This is a genomic window from Sphingomicrobium lutaoense, from assembly GCF_014195685.1.
In the GTDB taxonomy this organism is placed as follows: domain Bacteria; phylum Pseudomonadota; class Alphaproteobacteria; order Sphingomonadales; family Sphingomonadaceae; genus Sphingomicrobium; species Sphingomicrobium lutaoense.
The window spans coordinates 246,683-270,353 of the sequence record NZ_JACICF010000002.1; the positions used below are offsets into that span (position 1 = coordinate 246,683).

The following is a 23,671-nucleotide window of genomic DNA, read 5'->3' on the forward strand; positions in this document are numbered from 1 at the left end:
CTATTTAAATGGGGATAAACAGCAAGTTTTGCGTGTTGGCAAGCATCGCGCGCCTGTGCGACACTATGATCGGACATGATGGGGACTGCCGGGGTGATCGTTTCCTTTGAATCGGTGGGTTTGCGTTACGGTACCGGCGCTGAGATTTTGCGGGATCTCGATTTCAAGCTGGTGGCGGGCGGGCTCTATTTTCTGACCGGCCCCTCGGGGGCGGGAAAAACCTCGCTTTTGAAGCTGCTATACCTTGCCCAGCGTCCCACGCGCGGCCGCATCTCGCTGTTCGGCCAGCCGCTCGACGAAGTTGATCGCAATGCCCTGCCGGGCCTGCGCCGCCGGATTGGCATCGTCTATCAGGACTTCCGCCTGATCGATCATCTGAGCGCCTTCGACAATGTCGCGCTGCCGCTTCGCATCGCGGGACATGCCGAGGACGATATCGAGACCGCGACCAACGAGATGCTCGGCTGGGTGGGGCTGTCCGACCGCGCCGGAGCGCGTCCCCCGACGCTGTCGGGCGGCGAGCAGCAGCGCGTGGCGATCGCCCGCGCGGTGATCGGGCGGCCCGACCTTCTCGTCGCCGACGAACCCACGGGCAATGTCGATGCCGAGATGGCGCGGCGACTGATGCACCTGTTCGGCGCGCTCAACCGGCTCGGCACCACGGTGGTGATCGCCACCCATGACATCGGGCTCATCGGCGAGACTCCGGGCGCGACTCTCATCCGCCTCGAAAAAGGCGGGATCGTCGATCCCACGGGCGGGCTTGCCCATCCCCCGGTGCGGCGCGGAGAAAATGCATGAGGCCGCAATGGGCGCTCACCGCCGCCGAACGGCAATTGCTTCCCGCGGGGCGCCGTCGCGGGCCGACGCGCGGGCTGATCGCGATCATGATGTTCGTGATGGTGATCGTCGCCGCGGCGGGGCTGGCGATCGGCAATGCCGCAGCGCTTCTCTCGCAAGCCACTGAAGCGCGCTACAGCATCCAGCTGCCGGGCGGAGCAGGGCAGGGCGATGCCCTGGCCCGCGCCGCGCGCGATCTCGACGGGGTGCGCTCGGCGCGCGCGGTTCCCGAGGAAGAGGTCAACGAAACGCTTGATCGCTGGCTCGGTCCCGCGGCGCGCGAAGCCGATCTTCCGGTGCCCGCACTGGTCGAGGTCGAGTTCGATGACAATGCCGACGCCAAGGCCATCGAAACGGCGCTCCGGAGCGAGTTCGCCGACGCGATGCTGGTCGCCAACCGCAGCACCATCCAGCCCCTCCTGCGCTCGCTTCGAGCCCTGGGATGGGTCGCCGCCAGTCTCGTCATTCTCGTCGGCGTGGCGGCAGGGGCGGCGGTCGTGCTTGCCGCGCGCGCCGCGCTTGCGGCCAATCGCGACACGATCGATGTCATGCACGGCGTGGGTGCGACCGACGAGCAGGTGGTGCGCCTCTTTCAATATCGCATCGCGCTCGACAGCCTTGTCGGCGGCGCCCTGGGGGCCGGACTGGCAGCGCTCGTGCTGCTGCTCGTTTCTGCGAGCGGGCTGGCAATCGCCGGGCGCATGGCGGGACAGGCTTTGCTCTTCCCGGTCGACCTCTTGATGCTCGCTCTGCTGCCGCTCGGCGGGGCACTGCTTGCGACACTGGTTGCAAGACGCGCGGTTTTGGTCTCTCTACGCGCCTTGCCATGATCCTTCGCCTCTTTTCCTTTGTTGCGCTCCTTTATGCGCTCGGATTCGCACTGTTCAGCGTGACGCTGGGCGAGCCTGCGCGCGAGGACGCGCCCGAAACCGCCGCGATCGTCGTGCTCACCGGCGGTAAGGGCCGGATCGAGCAAGCGGTCGACCGGCTGGCGGCGGGCAAGGCGGAACGGCTGCTCATCGCGGGCGCCGATCCGGTGGTGACCGAGGCCGATCTGGTCGAACGGCTCGGCGGCAAGGACGAACTCATTGCCTGTTGCGTCGATCTGGGCTCGGAATCGGTCGATACCCGCTCCAATGCCGAAGAAGCGCACCGCTGGATCGAAAAGCATGGCTATCGCGAACTGCGGCTCGTGACTTCCGACTGGCACATGCGCCGCGCCGCCTATGAATTCCGCCGCGAAATGGGCGATGAAGTCGACATCATCTTCGACGCGGTGCCCACCCGGCCCGGCCTGTTCACCCTGTTCGGCGAATATAACAAATACGTCCTGCGCCGGATCGGCGTGCTCATGGGGGTATGATGGCCTTTCTGCGTTCGACCCTCTTTCACCTGCTCTTCTATCCCGGCACGCTGCTCTATTGCCTTGCCGGACTCGCGGTCGCGCCGACGGGGCAGGGGGCCCTGCGCCATGTCGTCCATGGCTGGTCCAACTTTCACCACTGGCTGGTGCGCCATGTGCTCGGCATCCGCATGGAATGGGACGGGCAGATCCCCGACGGGCCCTTCCTCATCGCGGTCAAGCACCAGGCGATGGTCGAGACGGTCGAGGCGCTGCGCTTCGCGCACACACCGGTGGTGGTGATGAAGCGCGAACTGACCACCATGCCGATCTTCGGCTGGGTCAACCGGCGCTATGGCGTGATCGGGGTCGATCGCGAAGCGGGCGCGAGCGCGCTCCGCTCGATGATGAAGGAAGGGCAGAAGGCGGTCGCGGAAAAGCGGCCGGTGGTCATCTTCCCCGAAGGCACGCGCGTGCCCTTTGGCGCCGCGCCGCCGCTTCGCCCGGGCTTCGCGGGTCTCTACCGCGTGCTCAAGCTGCCGGTGGTGCCGGTCGCGCATGACAGCGGCAAGCTGTGGCCGCGCGGCTATGTCAAACATGCCGGGACGATCCGCTTCAAGGTGGGAGAGGTGATCGAGCCGGGCCTGCCGCGCGGCGAGGTCGAGGCGCGCGTCCACGCCGCGATTAACGCCCTCAATCCCTAAGGTCCGTCAGGTCCGGATCTCCCGGGCCTAGCCTCTCAGCTTGGCGCCCTTTTTCTCCGCCGCGGCAATGATCGCCTGCGAGATCGCGCCGATTTCCTCGTCGGTGAAGCTCTTGTCCTCGGGCTGGAGGGTGACTTCGACCGCGAGGCTGAGACCGTCCTTGCCTTCGAAACGGTCGAAGGTGCGGACCTCGGTAATCCTTTTCTTGTCGGCACCCGCGATCGCCCGCTCGAGATCGGCGGCAGCAAGGTCGGCGGGAACGATGAAGGCGAAATCGCGGATCACCGGCTGCAGGGCAGAGGGCGCATAGGCCGCGCGTGCCCGGTCATTGTTGCGCGGTGCCGGGATCGCTTCCATGTCGATCTCGGCGGCCACGGTGCCGGTGGGCACGTCGAGCTGCTTCGCCAGCGCGGGATGCAATTCGCCGAACCGGGCGAGGATCTTCTTGGGACCAAGGCCGAGCTTGGCCGAGCGCCCGGGATGCCAATGCGGCCCGGCGTCCATGAACAGCTGGAGATTGGCGACGGGTGCGCCCGCTGCTTCGAGCAGCGCCAGCGCTTCGGCCTTGGCGTCGAAGGCGTCGAAACTGACCGCCTTGCCCTGCTGCCAGCCGCGCGGACGCTTCTGTCCGGCCAGCAGGAGCGTCGCGGTCGGCTTCTCGCCCTCGGCGAGATAGCGGCGCCCGATCTCGAACAGCCGGACGCTGTCGGCGCCGCGATCGAGATTGCGCCGCGCCGCGCCGGCAAGCCCCGGGAGAAGCGAAGGGCGCATCACCTTCATTTCCTCGCTGATCGGGTTGGCGAGCATATGTTCGCCCCCGCCGAGCAGTTCGGCCTGCTCTTCGGAAATGAAGCTCCAGGTGATGGTTTCGTTGAGCCCGCGTGCGGCAGCGGCGCGGCGGAGGCGCCGTTCGGCGACCTGCGCGCGCGATGCCACCGGCCTGGCCACGCCGTCCTGCCTCGGCAGCGCGGTCGAGGGCACCTGGTCATATCCGACGATGCGGGTGACTTCCTCGACCAGGTCGGCGGGGCCATAGACATCGCGCCGCCACGTCGGGACGGTGACCATGTCGCCATCCACCTCGAAGCCAAGCGACCCGAGGATCTCGGCCTGCTTCTCGGGAGCGACCTGCATCCCGCCCAGCGCCTCGGTGCGGTTCCAGTCGAACCGGATCTGGCGGCGCTCGGTCGGCGGGTCGCCCGCGCGCGTCACCTCGCTCGCTTCGCCTCCGCAGATGTCGAGAATGAGACGGGTCAGGATCGCCAGCCCCTCGTCGAGAAAAGCCGGGTCGACTCCCCGCTCGAAGCGGCTGCGCGCATCGCTGGTAAGGGTAAGCTTCTGGCCGGTGCGGGCGATCCGCTCGGGATCGAAATAAGCGACTTCGAGAAGCACGTCCTGCGTCTTTTCATCGACGCTCGTCTTCTCGCCGCCCATGATCCCGCCGATGTCGTGCACGCCATTGTCATCGGCGATCACCGTCATCGTCCCGTCGAGGACATATTCCTTCTCGTTGAGCGCCAGCACCTTTTCGCCGTCGGCCGCGCGGCGGGCCGCCACCGCGCCCTGGAGCTTGGCGACATCATAGGCATGGCTCGGCCGCCCATGGTCGAGCATGACATAATTGGTGATGTCGACCAGCGCCGAGATCGGCCGCTGGCCCGCGGCCTTGAGGCGGCGCTGCATCCAGTCGGGAGACGCGCCATTGGTCAGCCCGCGAATGGTGCGGCCATAGAAGGCCGGACAGCCTTCGGGATCCTCGGTGCGGATCTCGACGGGGTTGGCGAACCGCGTCTCGATTTCGGGAATGTCGAGCGGCTTGAGCGTGCCCAGCCCCGCGGCGGCGAGGTCGCGGGCAATGCCGCGCACGCCCATGCAATCCTGCCGGTTGGGGGTGATCGCCACGTCGAACAAGGGATCGTCGAGCCCGGCATAATCGGCATAGCTGGTGCCGACCGGCGCATCCTCGGGAAGCTCGATGATGCCGTCATGATCCTCGCCCAGCTCGAGCTCGCGCGCCGAACAGAGCATGCCGTTGGATTCAACCCCGCGAATGACGGCCTTGCCCAGCGTGAAATCGGGGCCCGGAACATGGACGCCCGGCCCGCCGAACACGCCGCGCATGCCTGCGCGCGCATTGGGCGCGCCGCACACCACCTGCATCGGCCCCTCGCCGGCATCGACGCTCAACACCTGAAGCTTGTCGGCTTCGGGATGTTTCTCGGCCGACAGCACCTTTGCCACCGTGAAGGGGCGAAGCGCATCGGCGGGATTGCTCACTTCCTCGACCTCGAGGCCGATCGCGGTCAGCGTCTCGGCGATGTGCTCCGCGCTCGCGTCGGTATCGAGATGCTCCTTGAGCCAGGACAGGGTGAACTTCATGCGCCCACTCCCGCCGAAAGGGTGGGAACGTCGAGAAAGCGGAACCCGTAGTGGCGAAGCCAGCGCAGGTCGCCGTCGAAAAAGGCGCGCAAGTCATCCATCCCATATTTGAGCATCGCCAGTCGGTCGATCCCGCAGCCGAAGGCAAAACCCTGCCATTCGTCGGGGTCCAAACCGCAGGCCTCGATCACGCGGGGGTGGACCATGCCCGACCCCAGCACTTCCATCCAACCTTCCGAACCGCCGACCACGCGGCGGCCCTTCTCCTCGGACCAGCCGACATCGACCTCGGCCGAAGGCTCGGTGAAGGGGAAATAGCTCGGCCGCATCCGCAGCACGACATCGTCGCGCTCGAAAAATGCCTTGAGGAAAGTCTCCAGCGTCCACTTGAGATGCCCCATGTGGATGTCGCGATCGATCACCAGCCCCTCGACCTGGTGGAACATCGGGGTGTGGGTGGCATCGCTGTCGCTGCGATAGACCCGGCCCGGCGCGATGATGCGGAACGGCGGCTTGCCGCTCATCATCGTGCGGATCTGCACCGGCGAAGTGTGGGTGCGCAGAACGAGCGGCGTCTCGCCTTCCTCGGCCTCGACGTAGAAAGTGTCCTGCATCGCGCGCGCCGGATGCGCCTCGGGAATGTTGAGCGCCGAGAAATTGTGCCAATCGTCCTCGACCTCGGGGCCTTCGGCAACGGCAAAGCCCAGGTCGGCAAAAATCTCGGCAAGCTCGTCCATCACCTGGCTCACCGGGTGGATCGACCCCTGCGGCCCGCCATCGACCGGAAGCGAAAGGTCGAGCCGTTCGGTTGCCAGCCTGGCTTCCAGTTCGGCCTTCTCGAAGGCTTGCTTGCGCGCGGTGATTGCGTCCTGCACCGCTTCGCGGATGGCATGGATCTTCGGGCCCTCGACCTTGCGGGTGTCGGGATTCATCTTGCCCAAGGTCTTCAGAAGCGCGGTGATGCTGCCCGACTTGCCGAGCAGTTCGACGCGCAGCGCCTCGAGCGCGCTCATATCCTCGGTACCCTCGATGCGGGCGATTTCCTGGTCACGGTCGATCATGGGGGCTTTCCATAAAGAAAGGGCGCGGAAAGCCAAGCCTTCCGCGCCCTCCAGAAATGCTTTTGCCGTCAGCGCCTTCAGGCGGCTTCGGGCAGTGCCTTCTTGGCCTGCGCGACGATCGCGCTAAAGGCTTCCGGCTCATGCATCGCGAGGTCGGCCAGCACCTTGCGGTCGAGATCGACCTTGGCCAGCTTCAGCGCGTGCATGAAATTGCCATAGGTCATGCCTTCGGCGCGAACCGCGGCATTGATGCGCTGGATCCACAGGGCGCGGAAGCTGCGCTTCTTCGCCTTGCGGTCGCGATAGGCATATTGACCGGCCTTTTCGACGGCCTGGCGGGCGATGCGGATCGTGTTCTTGCGACGGCCATAATAGCCCTTCGCCGATTTCAGGAGCCGCTTGTGCTTTGCGCGCGTGGTGACGCCGCGTTTAACTCGTGCCATTTCCGCTTCTCCTTACTTGAGGCCGTAGGGTGCCCACTGCTTCACCGTCTTGGCGTCGCATTCGGCAAGCACCTTGGTGCCACGGTTGCTGCGGATATATTTGGCGTTGTGGCTGATCAGGCGGTGGCGCTTTCCAGCGACGCCGGCCTTGATCTTGCCGGTAGCGGTCATCTTGAAGCGTTTCTTGACGCCGCTCTTGGTCTTCAGCTTGGGCATTTTCGTCTCCTAAACTCACCCGGATTTCCCGAGCGACGATTTCAACCTGCCACGGCAGCCCTCACTGGCCGGACCGGTCGGATTTCCAATGATTTGGAAGATCAGTGCGCGCACATAGAGAGGACGCGGCGATTCTGCAACCCTAGTCGAACAGGCTCGACACGCTCGATTCATCGGCAATGCGGCTGATCGCTTCGCCGAACAGCGGGGCGATGGTGAGGCGGCGGATCTTGCCGCCATCGTCCATGCCCTCGTGATGGATCGAATCGGTGACCACCAGTTCGGTGAGGTCGGACTTGTTCACCCGCGCCTCGGCGGCGCCCGACAGGACACCATGCGAACAATAGGCGAGCACTTCGGTCGCGCCCTGCTCCTTCATCGCGGCGGCGGCGTTGCACAAGGTGCCGCCCGAATCGACGATATCGTCGACGAGGATGCAGGTATGGCCCTCGACATCGCCGATGATGTTCATCACTTCGCTTTCGCCCGCGCGCTCGCGGCGCTTGTCGACGATCGCCAGCGGCGCATTGTCGAGCCGCTTGGCAAGGCTGCGTGCCCGCACCACCCCGCCGACGTCGGGCGAAACCACCATCAGCTTGCGGTCGCCGTACCGCGCCTGGATGTCGGCGGCCATCACCGGCGCGCCCCACAGATTGTCGGTGGGAATGTCGAAGAAGCCCTGGATCTGGCCGGCGTGCAGGTCCATCGTCAGCACACGGTCGGCACCTGCCTGGGTGATGAGATTGGCCACCAGCTTGGCCGAGATCGGCGTGCGCGGGCCGGGTTTGCGGTCCTGCCGGGCATAGCCGAAATAGGGGATGACCGCGGTGATGCGCTTGGCCGAGGCACGGCGCAGCGCATCGATCATGATGAGCAGTTCCATCATGTTGTCATTGGCGGGATAGCTCGTCGACTGGACCACGAACATGTCCTGCCCGCGCACATTCTCCAGCACCTCGACGAAGATTTCCTCGTCGGCGAAGCGCTTGACGCTGGCCTGCACGAGCTGGATTTCCAGATAGTCGGCGATGGCCTTGGCGAGCGGCGGGTTGGAGTTGCCGGCGAGCAGTTTCATGGCTTGGATTCCCCTCGGGATTCGATTTGACCTCCCTTAGCGGCGGAAAAGTCGTTCGGGCAACCTTGCGAGTGCGCATCACCCGCTCTACGCCTCGCTGCCATGAAATTCCGCCTTGCACTTTGCCAGATGAACCAGAGGGTCGGCGACCTTGCCGGCAATGTCGCGCGCATCCTCGAATGGCGCGCCCGCGCGGTCGAGGCCGGTGCCGACCTGGTGCTCTTTCCCGAGATGCAGGTCACCGGCTATCCGACCGAGGATCTCGTCCTGAAGCCCGAATTCGTGCGCCGCGCGATGGCCGCCAACGAAAAGCTTGCCGATGCCACCGCCGACGGCGGGCCGCCGATCATCTTCGGCTCGATCTATGCCGAGGGCGGTGCGCTCTACAATGGCGTGCTGATGGCGCAGAACGGCGGGATCGTCGAACGGCGCGCCAAGCGCGAACTGCCCAATTACGGCACCTTCGACGAATTGCGCGTCTTCACCCCGGGCCCGATGCCCGAGCCGGTCGAATGGAACGGCATCCGGCTCGGCCTGCCGATCTGCGAGGATATCTGGCAGGAACGGGTGTGTGCGCATCTGGTGGATCGCGGCGCCGAGATCCTGCTCGTCATGAACGGCAGCCCGTTCGAACTGCACAAGGACGATATCCGCCAGAAGATGGTCCGCGAACGGGTCAAGGAAACCGGCCTGCCGCTCGTCTATCTCAACCGCGTCGGCGGGCAGGACGAACTGGCCTTCGACGGGTCGAGCTTCGTCTGCAACGTCGGCGGCTCGATCCCCGTCCAGCTTCCCGACTGGGACGAAAAGATGACGCTGTGCGACTGGGAAAAAGGCGAGGACGGCTGGTATTGCGAACCGGGCGAAATGGCCGCGCTCGATCCCTATCCCGAGGATGTCTATCACGCGATGATGACGGGGCTCGCCGAATATGTCGACGGCAACGGCTTCCCGGGCGTCATCCTCGGCCTGTCGGGCGGGATCGACAGCGCGCTCTCGGCGGCGGTCGCGGTCGATGCGCTGGGTGCCGAGCGCGTCTGGTGCGTGATGATGCCTTCCGACTATACCAGCAGCGACAGCCTCGAGGATGCCAGGGCCTGCGCCGAAATGCTCGGCTGCCGCTACGACATTATCCCGATCAAGCCCGGCACCGAAGCGATGGAGCAGATGCTCGAACAGCCCTTCCACGGGACCGAACCGGGGCTCGCGGAAGAGAATATCCAGTCGCGGCTCAGGATGGTCACGCTGATGGCCTTGAGCAACCGCTTCGGCCCGATGGTGCTCACCACCGGCAACAAGAGCGAGATGAGCGTCGGCTATGCCACGCTCTATGGCGACATGGCGGGCGGCTATTCGGTGCTCAAGGATGCCTACAAGACCACGGTGTTCGAACTGTCGCGCTGGCGCAACCGCGTCCGCCCGCGGCTGGCAAAGGGACCCGACGGGCCGGTGATGCCCCAGCGGGTGATCACCAAGCCGCCGACCGCCGAATTGCGCCACGACCAGAAGGACGAGGACAGCCTGCCCCCCTACAAGCTGCTCGACCGCATCCTCGAAGGGCTGATCGAGGACGAGATTTCGGTCGCCGCCACCGCGCGGCGCACCGGCGCCGACGAGGAATTGGTCAGCCAGATCGAGAAACTGGTCCTGCGCGCCGAATATAAGCGCCGCCAGGCCCCGATCGGCATCAAGATCGGATCGCGCAATTTCGGGCGCGACCGCCGCTATCCCATCACCAACCATTTCAGGACCGGACTATGAAATTTGCCTGCCTCCCGCTGATCGCCCTGCTTGCCGCCTGTTCGCAGGCCAGCGAGGAACCGGTGCCTGTCGCCAACGAGACTGCGCCCGAAATGGAGGCCGAAGCGCCCGCTCCGCCCCAGATCGAAGGCCGCTGGGAAGTGGCGAGCTATCGCAACGCCCCGCTGCCCGCCTCGGCAGCGATGCGCGCCAGCGCAAGCGAAAGCGAACTCACCGTGTCGAGCAGCTGCGCCAATATGCGCTGGAGCTATGAGCAGAACGGCAACATGATCCGCTTCACCCCGGTGTCGGGCCTGTCGGGCGGCTGCGCGGCCGATCCCACCAGCTTCGAAAATGGCGTCGCGCAGGCGATCGGCGATGCCAATATCGTGATGGACATGGGCGGGCGGCTCCAGCTGTCGGGCCCGGGCGGGGTCGTCGACCTCCAGGCTCTCTAAGGCTCATGCGCCTCGCCTTCCTCGGCGCTTTGTCTCTCGCGGGCTGCCAGCCTGCGGAAAGCGGCGCGGACAATGCGGTCGATCGCGCCGAGGAAGAATTGCCCCCCGAGGTCAAGCCGCTCCCCATCGGCGCGACCGCGCCTGCCGACATTGGCGGAGCGTGGCGCGTCGCGGGCGTCAACGGCAAGGAAATCGCGCTCGATTGGGGCGTCAGCGCCGAAATCGAAACCGGCCGAGAGGCGGCCCGCCTCACGCGCATCCGCGTCCAGTCGCAATGTATCTGGTTCGAACGGACCTTCCTTCACGACGGGATGCGCCTGCTGCCCGCACCGCCTCCACCCCCGCCCGGCGGAGAGGAGTCCGCCACGCGGCCCATCGTCACGATGTGCGCGCGCGGCCTGCTTCCGCAGGAAGAGGCGATGAAGGCGGCGCTCATGGGGGCCGAATGGGCCTATCGCCTGCCCGACGGCTCGCTGGTGCTCGACGGGTCGGCGGGCACGCTCACCCTCTTCACGCAATAGGTGAAGAGGGCTAGGGGCGGGCCATGAAAACGCGTTTCGCCCCTGCGCCCACGGGCCGGCTCCATGTCGGCAATATCCGCACGGCACTCCACAATTATCTCCTCGCGCGGCGCGAAGGCGGGACTTTCCTCCTGCGCATCGACGACACCGACCGCGAACGCTCGCGCGAAGAATATGTCGAGGCGATCGGCGAGGATTTGCGCTGGCTCGGGCTCGAACCCGACGAGACCGCGCGCCAGTCGCAGCGGTTCGACCGCTATGAAGAGGCCTTCGAAAAACTCCGCGCGGCGGGGCGCATCTACGCCTGCTACGAGACCCCCGAGGAACTCGAGCTTCGCCGCAAGGTGCTGCTCGGGCGCGGCCTGCCGCCGGTCTACGAGCGCAAGGATCAAGACGCGCCCGTGCCCGAGGGCCGCGATCCGCACTGGCGCTTCCGCCTCGACCATGACGCGCCGATCGAATGGGAAGACCGTATCCGGGGCGTGCAGAAATTCGACCCCAGGCTGATTTCGGATCCGGTGGTGCGCCGCGCCGACGGCAGCTGGCTCTACATGCTGCCGAGCGTGGTCGACGATATGGACCTCGGCATAACCCATGTCGTGCGCGGCGAGGACCATGTCACCAATTCGGCGATCCAGCTGCAGATGTTCGATGCGCTGGGTGCCAGGCGCCCCGTCCTCGCGCACGAAGCCCTGCTCGTTGCCGCCGAAGGCAAATTGTCCAAGCGGCTCGGCTCCGTCGGGGTCGAGGAAATGAAGGCGCGCGGGCTCGAACCGATGGCGTTGCTCTCGCTCCTCGCGCGGATCGGCACCTCGCAGCCGGTCGAGCCAATGGACGATCTCGACCGCCTCGCCCAAGGGCTCGACTTTGCCCATTTCGGTCGTGCGCCCGCGCATTTCGACATGGCCGAGGTCGAGGCGCTCAACGCCAAGCTTCTCCACGCCGCCTCCTACGAGGAGGTCGCTGACCGCTTGCCCGACGAAATCGGCGAAGCGCATTGGCAGGCACTTCGCGGCAATATCGCGCATCTTGCGGAAGCCGCCGATTATGTCCCGATCTTCACGGGCGAGATCGACGCTCCCGAACCGAGCGAAGAGGATCGCACTTTCCTCGAGACCGCCGCCAACCTCGCCGAGGGGCTCCCCTTCGACGATGGGATCTGGTCCGCGCTCACCGCTGCGCTCAAGGAAGAAACGGGACGGCGCGGCAAGGCGCTCTTCCTTCCGCTTCGCCTCGCGCTCACCGGCCGGTCCTCGGGTCCCGAGATGGCGGCGATGCTGCCGCTCATCGGCAAGGAGCGGGCGGTTCGCAGGCTGCTCCGCCGCTAGCGCGCACTGCTGCCGGGGCTGGCGCGGCCCGCCGCCCCGCCCTATCTAGACGCAATGTCCATCCTTCCTCCCATCTTCGGACCGCGCGAAGCCGGCAATGATCTGATTGCCTTCCTTCGCCGCCGCAGCCGCGAACAGACGATCGGCGCGATCCTCGCGGTGCTCGTCACGGTGATCATCGTGCTCGTTTTCTTCATCGATCCCAAGGTGAACACCGCGCCGGGCGCGACGATCACCTATGTCGAAAGCTGGGACGCCGACCGCAGCGACGAGGAAATCATCGCGCAGCAGCAGGCCGATATGAAAGCCGCCGAGGAAGCGCGCCGCCTGCGCCAGGAGGAATATCGCGAATTGAGCAACCAGCTGGGCATTGAATGAGCGGAAGCGCCGTCCGCTGGATGGGCGAAGCGATCGCGCTCGGGCGCTCGGCGCTCGGCGAGACCGCGCCCAATCCCAATGTCGGCTGCGTGATCGTCCGCGATGACCGGATGATTTCGGGCGGCGCGACCGGGCGCGGCGGACGGCCCCATGCCGAAAAGATCGCGCTCGACCAGGCGGGCGAGGCAGCGCGCGGCGCCACGCTCTACACCAGCCTCGAACCCTGCGCCCACCGCAGCGACCGAGGCCCCACCTGCGCCGCGATCATTCCCGAAGCAGGCATCGCCAGGGTGATCATCGCCACCGAGGATCCCGACCCGCGCACCGCGGGCGAAGGCATCCGCGCGCTTCGCGATAGGGGCCTGAGCGTCGAGGTCGGCGCCTGCGCGCAGCAGGCGCGTGACAGCATGGCGGGCTATTTCATGCGCGTCACCAAGGGGCGCCCGCGCATCACGCTCAAGCTCGCGCTCTCGATCGACGGCAAGATCGCGCTGCCCTCGGGCGAATCCAAATGGATCACCGGCGAGGATGCGCGCGCCCATGTCCATCTCGAACGCGCCCATGCCGACATGATCCTCGTCGGCCGCGGCACGCTGCGCGCCGACAATCCCTCGCTCGACGTGCGCCTGCCGGGGCTCGAGGAACGCTCCCCCCGCCGCGCGCTCCTCACCCGGGGCGATCCGGTCGAGGGCTGGGAAACGCTGTCGAGCCCCGAACAGGTCTATGACCTCGACGGCGTCAACGAACTTCTGATCGAAGGCGGGTCGGGCGCGGCCACCGCTTTCCTCAAGGCCGACCTCGTCGACCGCATCCTCATCTACCGCGCGCCGCTGCTCATCGGCGAAGGGCGCAACAGCGTGGGCTATATCGGGCTCGACGCGATTGCCGATGCGCATGGCCGCTGGCAGGTCAGCGACGGCAAGGCGCTTGGCATCGACCGGCTGGAAGTCTACGAGCGCGTCCGGGGATAAGGAGGCAGCACCATCTTCACCGGCATCATCACCGACATCGGAACCGTCCGCAGCGCCGAGAAGCGCGACGACCTGCGGCTCGTCATCGGCTGCTCCTACGACATGGGCTCGGTCGATCTGGGTGCCTCGATCGCCTGTTCGGGCGTCTGCCTCACGGTGGTCGACAAGGGTGGGGACTGGTTCGCGGTCGATGTCAGCGACGAGACCATCGCCCGTACCGCCGATGCGCTGTGGCACGAAGGCGCACGCCTCAATCTAGAACGCGCGCTCAAGGTGGGCGATGAACTGGGCGGGCATATCGTCACCGGCCATGTCGACGCGGTGGCGAAGATCGTCTCCGCCGAGGAAGTGGGCGGCTCGACGCGGCTCGCCATCGAGGCTCCGCGCGTGCTCGCCGGCGCGATCGCGCCCAAGGGCTCGATCACGCTCGACGGGGTCTCGCTCACCGTCAACCATGTCGAGGACCAGGCCGAGACGACCCGCTTCACGGTCAACCTCATCCCCCATACCGCCGAGCACACCACCTTCGATCAAGTCAGCGAAGGCCGCTCGCTCAATCTCGAGATCGACGTGCTCGCTCGCTATATCGACCGGATGCTCGCCAACCGGATGTGATGAAGGCGCTTGCCTAATCACATTTCAGTGTGATAGCGGCGCCGCCATGTCTATCCAATTGATCGAACGCGTCACCGCCCTCGTCGAGAAAGGCGAGATCAGCCGTGCCGGTCTCGCCCGCGCCGCCGGGCTCCATCCCAACAGCCTGCGCAAACTCGGCTCGGAGGAATGGAATCCCACCGCCGACACGCTCGGCCGCCTCGAAAAATTCCTCGGCAAGAGCGAAGTGCTCGTCGGCGCCGAGGAAATCATCAACGAAGCGCGCAATGGCCGCATGTTCATCCTCGTCGACGATGACGATCGCGAAAATGAAGGCGACCTCGTCATTCCCGCGCAGATGGCGACTCCCGACGCGATCAATTTCATGGCCCGCCACGGGCGCGGGCTGATCTGCCTTGCGCTCGGCAAGGAACGGGTCGACCAGCTCGGCCTCGAACCGATGGCGCGGGTCAACCGCGAAAGCATGGGGACCGCCTTCACCGTCTCGATCGAGGCGCGCGAAGGCGTCACCACGGGGATCAGCGCCGCCGACCGCGCGCGCACCATCGCGGTCGCCATCGACGCTTCTAAGGGCAGCGACGACATCGTCACTCCGGGCCATGTCTTCCCGCTCACCGCGATGCCGGGCGGCGTGCTGGTGCGCGCGGGCCATACCGAAGCGGCGGTCGATGTCTCGCGGCTCGCAGGCCTCAATCCCTCGGGGGTGATCTGCGAGATCATGCGCGATGATGGCACGATGGCGCGGCTCGACGACCTCATCGATTTCGCCGCGACCCACGGCCTCAAGATCGGCACCATCCGCGACCTCATCGCCTACCGCCTCAAGAAGGATCATATGGTCGAGGAAGTCGCCGAAACGCGCTTCAATGCCGAAAGCGGCGCGGCCTGGACCGCGCGCGTCTTCCGCGACAAGGCCACCGGCGCCGAGCAGATGGCGCTCGTTCATGGCGCGATCGACCCCGACAAGCCCACGCTGGTGCGGATGCACAGCCTCGATCTCTTCACCGACGTGCTCGGCGAGAAAAGCGAGCGTTCGGGGCTCCTGAAGGGCGCGATGCGGATGATCGAAAAGGAAGGCGCGGGCGTGCTCGTCGCGCTCCATGCCGCTTCGCCCGGCTCGCTCAGCCTCGCCACCAACTTGCGCTCGGGCAAGCCCGCGCAATCGAGCGAGGCGATCCGCAGCTATGGCGTGGGCGCGCAGATCCTCGCCGCGCTCGGCATCCATGACATGATCCTTCTCTCGAACACCCGCCATTCGCCCGTCGCGCTCGACGGCTACGGCCTCGCGATCGTCGAGGAACGACCCATCGAAACGGGAGAAGCCTGATGGCGCGCATCCTGATTGCCGAAGCCCGCTTCTACGAGGAGCTGAACGACCAGCTCCTCGCCGGCGCCCGTGCGGCGATCGAGGCGGCGGGGCATGAACATGAAACGATCACCGTGCCGGGCGCGCTCGAACTGCCGGGCGCCATCGCGCTCGCCTCCGAAAGCGGGCGCTACGATGCCTATGTCGCGATTGGCATCGTGATCCGCGGCGAGACCTATCATTTCGAAATCGTCGCGGGCGAAAGCGCGCGCGGGCTGATGGCGCTCACCATGGACGGGCTGGCGATCGGCAACGGCATTTTGACGGTCGAGAATGACGCCCAGGCCGAAGTCCGCGCCAATCCGGCCAAGAAGGACAAGGGCGGCGAAGCGGCGCGCGCGGCGCTGGCAATGCTCGAACTGCGCGAACGCTTCGCCTAGTTGGCGGCGGGCGGATCGAGCGCCAGCTCGAACCACAATTCGTTGCGCCGCAGCGGGCCGGGCATCGCGGGCGAATTGAAAAAGGCATATTCGGGCGTGTCGAAGAGGATCTCCTCCTCGCGCGTTCCAAGCCATTCGCGCAGCCTCTTTTCCTCGGCCTCGAGATCATATTCCTCGGGCCGCCCCGAAAAGCGCACCAGCGCGATCCGCCGCGCCTCGACATGGCGCAGTTCGACATCGGCAGGCGGGCGCGGCAGCGTTTTCACGCTTTCGCCCTCGGGCATCACGAAGCGCACCGTCCAATGGTCCTCGCTGGCCTGCCGCTCGATCACCGGCGCGGTCATCGGCAGCGAATCCCCGTCATGGCTGCGCGCGAAGATATAGTCGGCGAGCGTGCGAAAACCCGCGCGGATCGCTTCGCGGCGCGATCCCGAACAGACGGTCTCGGCGACCCACATCGGCAGATAGTCGCGGATCTCGAAATCGCCCTCCTTCTCGACGAGGAGATAATCGGGTTCGGGCGTCGCCCGCTCGCGCAAAAGATAGCGCGCACCGCCCGCAAGCGTGAGGCCAAGCAGCAGCCCGCCCCCCAGCAGCCATTTGCCCCTGCGCTTCATGCCGTCACCTCCTCGCCCATCGCGGGATAGTCGACATAGCCTTCGGGCCCCCGCGTGTAGAAAGTCGTCTTGTCCCAGTCGTTGAGCGGCGCGTCCTTGCGGAAACGCTCGACCAGGTCGGGATTGGAAATGAAGGGGCGGCCGAAGGCGATGAAATCGCAAAGCCCCGAATCGAGCATCGCCTGTGCATCCTCGCGCCCGAAATCGCTGTTGAGCCCCATCTTGCCACCATAGACCGCGCGCATGTGCGGGCTCACTCGCTCCATCTCGGTCGCGACGAAGGTCGAATCGGGACCGGGTTCGCGCATCTCGAGCCAGGGCAGCCCGATCTCGTCGAGGATTTGCGCCGCGGTAGTGAACAGCGTCTCGGGATCGCTGTCGTCCACGCCCTGAACCGCGCCCAATGGCGACAGGCGAAGCCCGGTGCGCTCCATCCCGATCTCGCTCGCCACGGCTTCGCACACTTCTCGCATCAGGCGACAACGGTTCTCGGCGCTGCCTCCATATTCATCCTCGCGCCGGTTCACTCCGTCGCGCAGGAACTGGTCGATCAGATAGCCATTGGCGCCATGGATCTGCACGCCGTCGAACCCAGCGCGCATCGCATTGGCGGCGGCGCGGGCATAATCGGCCAGCGTTTCCTCGACATCGCTTTTGGTCATCGGCCGCGCCTCGACCGGCTCCTGCTTGCCTTCGAATGTATGGAGCCGCACGGGCGCGGTGGTGGCGCTCGACGACAAGGGCGCATCGCCGCCCATCGAGGGATGCACCAGCCTTCCCATGTGCCAGAGCTGCGCGACGATCCGTCCGCCGGCTTGGTGCACCGCTTCGGTAACGGGTTTCCAGCCCTCGACTTGCGCATCGCTCCACAGGCCCGGCGCATAGGGCCAGCCCAGCCCGCGCTTTGAAATGCCCGTCGCTTCGGAAATGATCAGGCCCGCACTCGCCCGCTGGCGATAATATTCGACCGCCAGCGGCCCATGCACACCCTCGCGGTCGGCGCGCCCGCGGGTCAAGGGAGCCATCAGGATGCGGTTGGGACAGTCGATCGCGCCAAGCGAAATCGGGTCGAACAGGCTGGTCATCATTTCTCCGGTCGGTTGGCGGTCGCTTGTCACTTTCAATGCCTCAACGACAGGCTTGTATCCCTGCCCCGCCCGATGCAAGCCCGCCAGATGAAAGCGCCCGTCGCCCCTTTCATCCCCTTGCTTGCCCTGCTCGGCGGGTCGAGCGCGCTGGCGCTCGGTCCCTGGCTCGTCCGGCTTGCCGATGTCGGGCCGCTGGTGTCGGCCTTCTGGCGGCTGTCGCTCGCGGTGCCGATGCTCGCGCTTCTCGCGCTGGCGGTAGGACAGTCGCTCCGCGCACCGCCGCGCCGGGCCTTCCTCGTCATCATGCTCGCCGCCGCTTTCTTCGCTGCCGACCTCGCTTTCTGGCACATGGGCATTCACCTCACCAAGCTCGGCAATGCCACGCTGTTCGGCAATTTCGGCAGCTTCGCCTTCGCCATCTACGGGCTGTGGCTGGCGCGCAAGCTTCCCACCGCCGGACAGGTCGCCGCGCTTCTGCTCGCCGCGCTCGGAACGGTGCTTCTCCTGTCGGGAAGCATGGAAGTGAGCGCCGCCAATCTGCGCGGCGATCTGCTCACCCTGCTCGCGGGACTTCTCTACGCGGGCTATCTCATCGGGGTCGACCGCGCCCGCGCTTCGATCGAGCCTGTCACGCTCCTGTTCTGGGCAACGCTGTGGGGCGCGATCTTCCTCGCGCCGGTGACCTTGCTCTCGCCCGACCCCGTCTTCTCGGGCGAATGGAGCGCGCTTATCGCGCTGGCCTTTTCCAGCCAGCTCGTCGGGCAGGGCCTGCTCGTCTATGCGATCGGTCGCCTGCCCCCGCTAGTGGTCGGTCTCGGGCTTCTCACCCAGCCCGCCATCTCGGGCCTGATCGGCTGGTGGGCCTATGGAGAGGTTTTCACCCTTATCGACTGGACCGGCGCGGTCGCGGTCGCGGCGGCACTGGTGCTCGTGCGCTTGCGTCCGCGCCCGCGCATCGCCACTATGGTGCCATGACCTCTCCGCTCGAAAATCTCCGGCGCAAACTGTCGCTCGTCGTGGCCGAAAATGCCGTGTTCGACGGTTGGACCGACAAGGCGGTGATTGCCGCCGCCGACCAGCTGGGGATCGACCGCGATCAGGCGCGGCTCGCTTTTCCCGACCGCCCCGCCGACATGGTGGCGGCCTGGATCGAAGGCGTCGACGCCGCGATGGTCGAGGCCTTTCCGCCCGAAAAGATCGCCGCGATGAAGGTCCGCGACCGCATCCGCAACCTCATCTGGTTCCGATTGGAAACCGCCGCCCCCGCGCGCGAAGCGATGCGCAGCGCTCTGTCGATCCTCGCCATGCCGCAGAATGTGCCGCTGGGCCTGCGCACCGGCTGGAACAGCGCCGATCTCATGTGGCGGCTCGCCGGCGACACTTCGACCGACTATAATCATTACAGCAAGCGGCTCATTCTCTCGGGCGTCTACGGCTCGACCCTGCTTGCCTGGCTCGATGATGACAGCGATGGCTGGCAGGAAACCGCCGCCTTCCTCGATCGCCGCCTCGCCGACGTGATGCGCTTCGAAAAATTGAAGTCGAGCTGGAAGAGCGGATCGGCGCACCGTCCCAGCATCACCCGCTTCCTGGGACGGCTTCGCTACCCTGCACGCTAGGGCTGGCCATTCTCTGTCGTTATTGATAATCAGTCGCAATGACGAAGGCGAATCTTCCCGATACCCTCGCGCTCGACCAGCTTGCGGTCGGCGTGCGCGCGCATATTTCGGACATCGACTGGTCGATCCTGGCCGTTGGCGATGCCCTGCGCCTGAAGAATTTCGGCTTTGACGAAGGGGTGGCGATCGAAGCGCTCCATCTCGGGCCGTTCGGTCGCGATCCGCTGGCGGTCAAGGTGGGCCGCATGACCGTTGCCATCCGCCGCGCCCATGCCGCGGCGGTTCGCGTCGTCCCGCTCGCGGCGTGACCCCGACAAAGCTTGTCGCCGTCGCTGGCAATCCCAATGCCGGCAAGAGCGCGCTGTTCAACGCCCTCACCGGCGCACGGCAGAAGGTGGGCAATTATCCCGGCGTGACGGTCGAGCGCCATGCCGGCCGCCTGCGCCTCGGCGAGGACCGCTTTGCCGAGCTGGTCGACCTTCCCGGCGCCTACAGCCTCGATCCCGGCAGCCCCGACGAAGCGGTCACCCGCAGCGTGGTGATGGGCGAAGGCGAATATGAACGCCTTCCCGATGCGCTGGTGATCGTGCTCGACGCCGCCAATCTCGACAACCATCTGCGCTTCGCGCTCCAGCTCATCGGGCTCGGACTGCCCACCATCGTCGCGCTCAACATGATGGACCTCGCCAGGCGCGACGGCCTCGAAGTCTCTGCCGAGCGCCTGTCGGAGGAACTGGGCGTCCCCGTGATCGAAACCGTCGCGGTTCGCCGCAAGGGGATCGAGGAATTGCGCCTCGCGATCGACGAGACGCTGGCCAGTCCGCGCGACATCCGCCCGGGCGAGGGGCCGGTCGAGGACATTCTCACGCTCCAGCGGCGCGCCCGCGACATTGCGGTCAAGGCGATAATTTCGGAAACCCCGGTGCGGCGCATCACCCACCGGCTCGACGGGATCCTGCTGCATCCGCTGATCGGCCCGATCATCCTCGCGCTTCTCCTGTTCACCATTTTCCAGGCGGTGTTCGCCTGGGCGGCTCCGCCCGCCGATGCGCTCGAAGGCGGGGTGATCGCGCTGGGCGAATGGGTCGCCGCGACGCTCCCCGACGGCTGGCTCAAGTCGCTGATCGTCGACGGGCTGTTCGCGGGCGTGGGCGCGGTGGTGGTCTTCCTCCCGCAGATCCTCATTCTCTTCCTCTTCATCCTAATCCTCGAAAGCACGGGCTATATGGTCCGCGCGGCTTTCCTGATGGACCGGCTGATGAGCCATGCCGGGCTCAACGGGCGCGCCTTCATTCCCCTGCTGTCGAGTTTCGCCTGCGCGGTGCCGGGCATCATGGCGACCCGCACCATCGACGATCCGAGGGACCGGCTCACCACCATCCTCATCGCGCCCCTGATGACCTGTTCGGCGCGGCTGCCGGTCTATGCGCTGATCATCGCGGCCTTCATCCCCAACCGCACCGTCGGCTGGGGCATCGGGCTGCAGGGCCTCGTGCTGTTCGGCCTCTATGCCGCGGGCGTCATCGGCGCGCTCGTCGTCGCGACCATGCTACGCCGCTCGGTGGTCAAGGGCACCGGCGGAAGCTTCATGATGGAAATGCCCAAATATCAGCTTCCCCAGCTGCGCGACGTGGCGATCGGCCTGTGGCAGCGCGCGGTGATCTTCCTGCGCCGGGCGGGCACCATCATCCTTGCCACCACGGTCATCCTCTGGGCGCTGGCAAGCTTTCCCAAGGCCGCGCCCGGCGAGAACCAGGTCGAGGCCTCGATCGCGGGCCACATCGCCAGCGGCATCGAGGTGGTGGTCGAACCGATCGGCTTCAATCGCGACATCAGCCTCGCCTTGCTGCCCGCGATGGCCGCGCGCGAAGTTGCGGTCGCGGCGATCGGCACCGTCTATGCGCTCGACGCCGAGGACGAGGAAGGCCTGGCAACGCTCGAGGAACGGCTCGCGGGCCGGTGGAGCCTCGCGACCGCGCTCGCATTCCTCGCCTGGTTCGTGTTCGCCCCGCAATGCGTCTCGACGATCGCGGTGACCCGCCGCGAGACCAATGGCTGGAAATGGCCGGCCTTCATGGTCGGCTATCTCTTCGCCATCGCCTATGTCGCGGCGGGGATCACTTATTGGACGGCCGTCGCCTTCGGTCTCGGCTGATTCAAAGCTGCCCGCTGATCGAGAAGCGGAAGATCGGCCCGAAACTGCGTTCCCATTGCTCGGTAAAGGCCACCGGCCCGTCACGCCGGTCGACATAGGCAATCCGCTCGAACCCGTCCTTGGTGCCGAGCAGGTTCACCACGGTCGCCCGCATCGTCATGCCCGCGACATCCTTATTCTCGACGAACAGCCAGGCGACCGGCTTGGTCTGGTAGCCGTGCGCCCATTGGTCGAGGCGGAAAGTAGGCGCCTGTCGCCCATATTCCATTCCCCCGCCCCAGGCCCAGTCGCTGCCCGGGATGTCGTGGCGCAGATCGAGATTGGTGTAGAAACGCTGGATCCCGCTGATCTGTCGGTCGAGCCCGGTCAGCGGGTCCTCGACGCTGGTGTCGGTGACCATCCCGAAAAGATTGAGCCGCGCACCCTTCCAGCCGATGGGGTCGAACAGCAAGGTGCCCTCGATCATCCCTTGCACGACGAAGGCGCTGTCGAGATTGCCGAGCGCTTCCTCGGTGGGCGAGACGGGAATCGAATCGACGATATCGCTGATCTCGGCGACGCGGATCTCGGGCGTGATCGAGCCCCATGCACCGAGCTTCTGCACGAATTCGAGTTCGGCGCGCCACCGCTGCGGCGGGACCAGGTTGAAATTGTTCGACCGGTCGGTGTCGTTGGCGACATCGACCGAAGCGAGGAAATCGAAGAAGTTGAGCTGGTCGACTCGCCGCTCGATCTTGGCATTGACCGTCAAATCGTCGCTGGCGGTCCAGGCCAGCGTCAGCGAACCCTTGGGCCGCCAGAAGCTGCGCGTGAGGTCGCCCGCCGAAATCTGGCTATATTCGCCCCCTAGGCCGAATTGCACGTTGAGGTCCGATCCAAGGGGACGGCCATAGGTGACGATCGATTCGGCGCGCTTCTCCTCGACCCGCGCATTGGCGCCGGGCAGCGCGACCGGCTGCTCGATGCCATTTTCATCGCGCAGGAACAGCGAGGCTTCGCTGTCGAGCGAATTATAGGCGCCCTCGAGGCTCCACTGCATGTCGCCGCCGAGCGCCTTGAAACCATATTCGCTGCGCAGGATCGTCTCGGCTTCGTCGACTTCCTGCTCGAACCGACCGCCGCGCACCACCGATCCGGGTTCGCGCAACTGGCGGGTGAACTCGCTGAAGGTCGGGCTATGCTCCTGCCGCCGCAAGCCGATCAGCTTGAGCCGCCCGCCACCGAGCGCGAATTCATAATCGCCGCCCAGTTCGTAATTCCACTCGTCCTCGCCGCCGAGATTGAGCTCGTCGACGATCGCGTCGTCGGAATTGACCGCCACGCCCTCGATCCGCCGGTCGAAAAAGACCAGCTGGAAGGAGCCGTTGACGTTCAGAAGATTGCCGTTCCCGGCCATGCGCGACAGCGACGCCGAAAGCTGCGGCCGGTCGCTGAAATAGGTCGCATCCTCCTCGGTGATGGCAAGCAGCTGGCCATTGCCGTCGCGCCGCACCTCGGGGCCGCGGTGGCCCTGCCGCCCGGCATCATTCTCGAGACTGACGGTCACGTCGTTGCGCCCGATCGCGCCGCTCGCGCTCACTTCGAACTTGGAATAGAGATTCTCGTGATTGCGGCGGATCTCGGGTTCATATTCGAAATTGCCCGACCATTTGCCCGACTTGGCGATGACATTGGCGACCTGACCGCTGAGGCCCGGAATCGCCAGTGTCGCACCGTCGACGATGTCGATCCGCTCGACCGCGTCGGCCGAGATGCGCGACAATGCATCGCGCGCATCGTTCGACTTGCCCGACACGCGCTGGCCGTTGATGAGCACATTCTGCTTGGCCTGCCCCAGCCCGCGGCTGCCATCGTCGCCGCCCTGGATGGTGAAGCCCGGAATGCGCCGCACCATGTCGAGCGCGTTCTGCGGCGCGAACTGGACGAAATCGGCCGGGGTGAAGCTGCGCGACGCCAGCGGCCCCTGCGGCTGGAGCGGATCGGTCGCGGCGGCCTGGCTGTCCTCGCCGCTTTCATTGCCTCCCTCGGGCGGCGGAGTGTCGCTCGCCGGATCGCCGGGCGTCGCGGGCAAGGCATCCTGCACGCTCGTTGCCGCCATCACGGGGCCGGCGGCGCCCATGGCGATGATCGCCAGCACGCTCGTCATGATCGGAGTTTTCGTCATTCCCTTTTGCTTTCCTTGGTCACGGCCCCACCCGCACCTGACAAGCTGACAAGTGCAGCATTGGATGAACGCCATGTGAATTGTCGCGGGCGCTTCGACCAACGACGCCGCGCCGCCAACCAGCGACCATCAAGGTTGCCTCTCGAAACCCGCTTTCGCCCATGGACAGGGTGGAGCGCCCTGCCTATCGAAAGGGAAAGAGACAAGAGGA

At 66.0% G+C, this 23,671-nt stretch carries 25 protein-coding genes; 17 read left to right on the forward strand and 8 right to left on the reverse strand.

Going from position 1 to position 23,671, the window contains the following annotated elements; translation table 11 throughout:
* Positions 1–75 precede the first annotated feature (75 nt).
* From ftsE to FHS50_RS09420, 4 genes are read left to right on the forward strand one after another with little or no spacing between them, the layout of a single operon-like run.
* Positions 76–801: a cell division ATP-binding protein FtsE gene (gene ftsE, locus FHS50_RS09405; RefSeq protein WP_246333112.1), complete on the forward strand. Its 726-nt coding sequence runs from the start codon at positions 76–78 to the stop codon at positions 799–801.
* Positions 798–1,670, forward strand: a complete 873-nt coding sequence (locus tag FHS50_RS09410; protein WP_183934185.1) for a cell division protein FtsX — start codon at positions 798–800, stop codon at positions 1,668–1,670. Before ftsE ends, FHS50_RS09410 begins: the two co-directional genes overlap by 4 nt.
* Positions 1,667–2,203 carry a YdcF family protein gene (locus FHS50_RS09415; protein WP_183934186.1) on the forward strand — a complete coding sequence of 179 codons (537 nt, stop codon included), beginning with the start codon at positions 1,667–1,669 and terminating at the stop codon, positions 2,201–2,203. The genes FHS50_RS09410 and FHS50_RS09415 overlap by 4 nt, the downstream gene beginning before the upstream one ends.
* On the forward strand, positions 2,200–2,886 hold the full coding sequence (locus tag FHS50_RS09420; protein WP_183934187.1) for a lysophospholipid acyltransferase family protein: 687 nt from the start codon (positions 2,200–2,202) through the stop codon (positions 2,884–2,886). The genes FHS50_RS09415 and FHS50_RS09420 overlap by 4 nt, the downstream gene beginning before the upstream one ends.
* A 27-nt stretch (positions 2,887–2,913) precedes the next feature.
* Here FHS50_RS09420 and pheT read toward each other — a convergent pair whose 3' ends face one another.
* The 5 genes from pheT to FHS50_RS09445 all read right to left on the reverse strand — a co-directional run bounded on the left by pheT (position 2,914) and on the right by FHS50_RS09445 (position 8,060).
* Positions 2,914–5,265, reverse strand: coding sequence for a phenylalanine--tRNA ligase subunit beta (gene pheT, locus FHS50_RS09425; protein WP_183934188.1), 2,352 nt, complete (start codon positions 5,263–5,265; stop codon positions 2,914–2,916).
* On the reverse strand, positions 5,262–6,326 hold the full coding sequence (gene pheS / locus FHS50_RS09430; protein WP_183934189.1) for a phenylalanine--tRNA ligase subunit alpha: 1,065 nt from the start codon (positions 6,324–6,326) through the stop codon (positions 5,262–5,264). The genes pheT and pheS overlap by 4 nt, the downstream gene beginning before the upstream one ends.
* A 77-nt stretch (positions 6,327–6,403) precedes the next feature.
* A complete protein-coding gene (rplT, locus tag FHS50_RS09435) occupies positions 6,404–6,769 on the reverse strand; it encodes a 50S ribosomal protein L20 (protein ID WP_183934190.1) in 366 nt (121 codons plus the stop codon).
* Positions 6,770–6,781: 12 nt separating this feature from the next.
* Positions 6,782–6,985 (reverse strand): 50S ribosomal protein L35, encoded by a 204-nt coding sequence (rpmI, locus tag FHS50_RS09440; RefSeq protein WP_183934192.1) that lies wholly within the window; start codon positions 6,983–6,985, stop codon positions 6,782–6,784.
* Positions 6,986–7,127: 142 nt separating this feature from the next.
* Positions 7,128–8,060: a ribose-phosphate pyrophosphokinase gene (locus FHS50_RS09445; RefSeq protein ID WP_183934193.1), complete on the reverse strand. Its 933-nt coding sequence runs from the start codon at positions 8,058–8,060 to the stop codon at positions 7,128–7,130.
* Between the two features lie 102 nt (positions 8,061–8,162).
* Here FHS50_RS09445 and FHS50_RS09450 point away from each other — a divergent pair, with 102 nt between their 5' ends.
* Genes FHS50_RS09450 through ribH form a run of 9 tightly spaced genes read left to right on the forward strand, consistent with a single transcriptional unit; the run spans position 8,163 to position 15,817 of the window.
* Entirely contained in the window at positions 8,163–9,821 is a 1,659-nt protein-coding gene (locus FHS50_RS09450) for an NAD+ synthase (protein WP_183934194.1), read from the forward strand.
* Positions 9,818–10,258, forward strand: a complete 441-nt coding sequence (locus tag FHS50_RS09455; RefSeq protein WP_183934195.1) for an META domain-containing protein — start codon at positions 9,818–9,820, stop codon at positions 10,256–10,258. Before FHS50_RS09450 ends, FHS50_RS09455 begins: the two co-directional genes overlap by 4 nt.
* A 5-nt stretch (positions 10,259–10,263) precedes the next feature.
* A complete protein-coding gene (locus FHS50_RS09460) occupies positions 10,264–10,779 on the forward strand; it encodes a hypothetical protein (protein ID WP_183934196.1) in 516 nt (171 codons plus the stop codon).
* A gap of 23 nt (positions 10,780–10,802) precedes the next feature.
* Complete coding sequence (gltX, locus tag FHS50_RS09465; RefSeq protein WP_183934197.1) at positions 10,803–12,107, forward strand: glutamate--tRNA ligase; 1,305 nt, start codon at positions 10,803–10,805, stop codon at positions 12,105–12,107.
* A gap of 54 nt (positions 12,108–12,161) precedes the next feature.
* A complete protein-coding gene (locus FHS50_RS09470) occupies positions 12,162–12,485 on the forward strand; it encodes a hypothetical protein (RefSeq protein ID WP_183934198.1) in 324 nt (107 codons plus the stop codon).
* A gap of 20 nt (positions 12,486–12,505) precedes the next feature.
* Positions 12,506–13,456: a bifunctional diaminohydroxyphosphoribosylaminopyrimidine deaminase/5-amino-6-(5-phosphoribosylamino)uracil reductase RibD gene (gene ribD, locus FHS50_RS09475; RefSeq protein WP_183934413.1), complete on the forward strand. Its 951-nt coding sequence runs from the start codon at positions 12,506–12,508 to the stop codon at positions 13,454–13,456.
* Between the two features lie 12 nt (positions 13,457–13,468).
* Positions 13,469–14,071 carry a riboflavin synthase gene (locus FHS50_RS09480; protein ID WP_183934414.1) on the forward strand — a complete coding sequence of 201 codons (603 nt, stop codon included), beginning with the start codon at positions 13,469–13,471 and terminating at the stop codon, positions 14,069–14,071.
* A 46-nt stretch (positions 14,072–14,117) separates the two neighbouring features.
* Positions 14,118–15,398, forward strand: a complete 1,281-nt coding sequence (ribB, locus tag FHS50_RS09485; RefSeq protein ID WP_183934199.1) for a 3,4-dihydroxy-2-butanone-4-phosphate synthase — start codon at positions 14,118–14,120, stop codon at positions 15,396–15,398.
* A complete protein-coding gene (gene ribH / locus FHS50_RS09490) occupies positions 15,398–15,817 on the forward strand; it encodes a 6,7-dimethyl-8-ribityllumazine synthase (RefSeq protein ID WP_183934200.1) in 420 nt (139 codons plus the stop codon). Before ribB ends, ribH begins: the two co-directional genes overlap by 1 nt.
* On the opposite strand, the gene FHS50_RS09495 is transcribed toward ribH, so the two are convergent.
* Together FHS50_RS09495 and FHS50_RS09500 are read right to left on the reverse strand one after the other, a co-directional pair.
* Positions 15,814–16,434: an SOUL family heme-binding protein gene (locus tag FHS50_RS09495; RefSeq protein WP_183934201.1), complete on the reverse strand. Its 621-nt coding sequence runs from the start codon at positions 16,432–16,434 to the stop codon at positions 15,814–15,816. The two genes, ribH and FHS50_RS09495, sit on opposite strands and share 4 nt — an antisense overlap.
* Entirely contained in the window at positions 16,431–17,519 is a 1,089-nt protein-coding gene (locus FHS50_RS09500; protein WP_183934415.1) for an alkene reductase, read from the reverse strand. The genes FHS50_RS09495 and FHS50_RS09500 overlap by 4 nt, the downstream gene beginning before the upstream one ends.
* A gap of 90 nt (positions 17,520–17,609) precedes the next feature.
* On the opposite strand from FHS50_RS09500, the gene FHS50_RS09505 reads away from it, so the two are divergent.
* Genes FHS50_RS09505 through feoB form a run of 4 tightly spaced genes read left to right on the forward strand, consistent with a single transcriptional unit; the run spans position 17,610 to position 21,296 of the window.
* The gene (locus FHS50_RS09505; RefSeq protein WP_183934202.1) at positions 17,610–18,497 is read left to right on the forward strand and encodes a DMT family transporter; all 888 of its coding nucleotides are present in this window, start codon (positions 17,610–17,612) and stop codon (positions 18,495–18,497) included.
* Positions 18,494–19,141: a COQ9 family protein gene (locus tag FHS50_RS09510; protein WP_183934203.1), complete on the forward strand. Its 648-nt coding sequence runs from the start codon at positions 18,494–18,496 to the stop codon at positions 19,139–19,141. The genes FHS50_RS09505 and FHS50_RS09510 overlap by 4 nt, the downstream gene beginning before the upstream one ends.
* Positions 19,142–19,179: 38 nt before the next feature.
* Positions 19,180–19,449: a FeoA family protein gene (locus FHS50_RS09515; RefSeq protein ID WP_183934204.1), complete on the forward strand. Its 270-nt coding sequence runs from the start codon at positions 19,180–19,182 to the stop codon at positions 19,447–19,449.
* Positions 19,446–21,296: a ferrous iron transporter B gene (gene feoB / locus FHS50_RS09520; protein WP_183934205.1), complete on the forward strand. Its 1,851-nt coding sequence runs from the start codon at positions 19,446–19,448 to the stop codon at positions 21,294–21,296. The genes FHS50_RS09515 and feoB overlap by 4 nt, the downstream gene beginning before the upstream one ends.
* Before the next feature lies 1 nt (position 21,297).
* Here feoB and FHS50_RS09525 read toward each other — a convergent pair whose 3' ends face one another.
* Positions 21,298–23,460 (reverse strand): TonB-dependent receptor plug domain-containing protein, encoded by a 2,163-nt coding sequence (locus FHS50_RS09525; RefSeq protein ID WP_183934206.1) that lies wholly within the window; start codon positions 23,458–23,460, stop codon positions 21,298–21,300.
* Positions 23,461–23,671 lie beyond the last annotated feature (211 nt).

Excerpts from the sequence above, each read along its gene's own strand:
- FHS50_RS09470 (WP_183934198.1), top strand. The coding sequence starts at position 12,162 with ATGTCCATCCTTCCTCCCATCTTCGGACCGCGCGAAGCCGGCAATGAT.
- ftsE (WP_246333112.1), top strand. The coding sequence starts at position 76 with ATGATGGGGACTGCCGGGGTGATCGTTTCCTTTGAATCGGTGGGTTTG.
- FHS50_RS09455 (WP_183934195.1), top strand. The coding sequence starts at position 9,818 with ATGAAATTTGCCTGCCTCCCGCTGATCGCCCTGCTTGCCGCCTGTTCG.
- FHS50_RS09450 (WP_183934194.1), top strand. The coding sequence starts at position 8,163 with ATGAAATTCCGCCTTGCACTTTGCCAGATGAACCAGAGGGTCGGCGAC.
- FHS50_RS09415 (WP_183934186.1), top strand. The coding sequence starts at position 1,667 with ATGATCCTTCGCCTCTTTTCCTTTGTTGCGCTCCTTTATGCGCTCGGA.
- FHS50_RS09410 (WP_183934185.1), top strand. The coding sequence starts at position 798 with ATGAGGCCGCAATGGGCGCTCACCGCCGCCGAACGGCAATTGCTTCCC.
- FHS50_RS09445 (WP_183934193.1), bottom strand. The coding sequence starts at position 8,060 with ATGAAACTGCTCGCCGGCAACTCCAACCCGCCGCTCGCCAAGGCCATC.
- rpmI (WP_183934192.1), bottom strand. The coding sequence starts at position 6,985 with ATGCCCAAGCTGAAGACCAAGAGCGGCGTCAAGAAACGCTTCAAGATG.
- FHS50_RS09500 (WP_183934415.1), bottom strand. The coding sequence starts at position 17,519 with ATGACCAGCCTGTTCGACCCGATTTCGCTTGGCGCGATCGACTGTCCC.
- FHS50_RS09460 (WP_183934196.1), top strand. The coding sequence starts at position 10,264 with ATGCGCCTCGCCTTCCTCGGCGCTTTGTCTCTCGCGGGCTGCCAGCCT.
- ribD (WP_183934413.1), top strand. The coding sequence starts at position 12,506 with ATGGGCGAAGCGATCGCGCTCGGGCGCTCGGCGCTCGGCGAGACCGCG.
- FHS50_RS09505 (WP_183934202.1), top strand. The coding sequence starts at position 17,610 with ATGAAAGCGCCCGTCGCCCCTTTCATCCCCTTGCTTGCCCTGCTCGGC.
- rplT (WP_183934190.1), bottom strand. The coding sequence starts at position 6,769 with ATGGCACGAGTTAAACGCGGCGTCACCACGCGCGCAAAGCACAAGCGG.
- FHS50_RS09515 (WP_183934204.1), top strand. The coding sequence starts at position 19,180 with ATGACGAAGGCGAATCTTCCCGATACCCTCGCGCTCGACCAGCTTGCG.
- FHS50_RS09525 (WP_183934206.1), bottom strand. The coding sequence starts at position 23,460 with ATGACGAAAACTCCGATCATGACGAGCGTGCTGGCGATCATCGCCATG.
- FHS50_RS09510 (WP_183934203.1), top strand. The coding sequence starts at position 18,494 with ATGACCTCTCCGCTCGAAAATCTCCGGCGCAAACTGTCGCTCGTCGTG.
- ribB (WP_183934199.1), top strand. The coding sequence starts at position 14,118 with ATGTCTATCCAATTGATCGAACGCGTCACCGCCCTCGTCGAGAAAGGC.
- FHS50_RS09495 (WP_183934201.1), bottom strand. The coding sequence starts at position 16,434 with ATGAAGCGCAGGGGCAAATGGCTGCTGGGGGGCGGGCTGCTGCTTGGC.
- FHS50_RS09420 (WP_183934187.1), top strand. The coding sequence starts at position 2,200 with ATGATGGCCTTTCTGCGTTCGACCCTCTTTCACCTGCTCTTCTATCCC.
- pheS (WP_183934189.1), bottom strand. The coding sequence starts at position 6,326 with ATGATCGACCGTGACCAGGAAATCGCCCGCATCGAGGGTACCGAGGAT.
- pheT (WP_183934188.1), bottom strand. The coding sequence starts at position 5,265 with ATGAAGTTCACCCTGTCCTGGCTCAAGGAGCATCTCGATACCGACGCG.
- gltX (WP_183934197.1), top strand. The coding sequence starts at position 10,803 with ATGAAAACGCGTTTCGCCCCTGCGCCCACGGGCCGGCTCCATGTCGGC.
- ribH (WP_183934200.1), top strand. The coding sequence starts at position 15,398 with ATGGCGCGCATCCTGATTGCCGAAGCCCGCTTCTACGAGGAGCTGAAC.